Origin of the sequence: Bradyrhizobium sp. 17 (genome assembly GCF_023073515.1) — a bacterium.
Taxonomy (GTDB): domain Bacteria; phylum Pseudomonadota; class Alphaproteobacteria; order Rhizobiales; family Xanthobacteraceae; genus Bradyrhizobium; species Bradyrhizobium canariense_D.
This window is the reverse complement of record NZ_JADPJQ010000121.1, coordinates 1-881: the sequence shown is the minus strand read 5'-3', so window position 1 is coordinate 881 and position 881 is coordinate 1. Positions and strand designations below refer to the sequence as shown.

Here is an 881-nt window from a genome sequence, read left to right as displayed (position 1 = left end):
CACAACAATTACGGCGTCGACTTCATCGAGGCGACGCGCTGGATCCGCAAGAATCTGCCGGGCGCGCACATTTCTGGTGGTGTGTCCAATTTGTCGTTCTCGTTCCGCGGCAACGAGCCGGTGCGCGAGGCCATGCACTCGGTGTTCCTGTATCACGCCATCAAGGCCGGCATGGACATGGGCATCGTCAATGCCGGGCAGATGATCGTCTATGACGATATCGATCCCGAATTGCGCCAGGTGTGCGAGGACGTCATCCTCAACCGCGACCCCGGTGCGTCCGAGCGTCTGCTGGCGCTTGCGGAAAGATTCCGCGGCAACAAGACTCAGACCAAGGAAGCCGATCTCGCCTGGCGCGAATGGCCGGTGGCGAAGCGGCTGTCACATTCGCTGGTGCACGGCATCACCGAATTCATCGAGCAGGATACCGAAGAGGCCCGCAAGGCCTCGACGCGGCCACTCGACGTGATCGAGGGACCGCTGATGGCCGGCATGAACGTGGTCGGCGATCTCTTCGGCGACGGCAAGATGTTCCTGCCGCAGGTGGTGAAGTCGGCCCGCGTGATGAAGCAGGCTGTCGCCTGGCTGATGCCGTTCATGGAGGAGGAGAAGGCGCGCAATCTCGCCAACGGCATCGGCACGGAAGGCTCCTCGTCCGCCGGCAAGATCGTGCTCGCGACCGTCAAGGGCGACGTCCACGACATCGGCAAGAACATCGTTGGCATCGTGCTCCAGTGCAACAATTACGAGGTCATCGACCTCGGCGTGATGGTGCCCGCGGCCAAGATCGTCGATACGGTGAAGGCGGAGAAGGCCGACATCGTCGGGCTGTCCGGCCTGATCACACCCTCGCTCGACGAGATGGCGTTCTTCGCCGCAGA

Annotated in this window: 1 protein-coding gene; it reads left to right on the top strand. The window is 62.4% G+C overall.

What is annotated here, in order from left to right:
* Nucleotides 1-881, top strand: an 881-nt coding sequence (locus IVB13_RS29905; protein WP_247491053.1) for a B12-binding domain-containing protein, incomplete at both ends; no start/stop codon positions are given.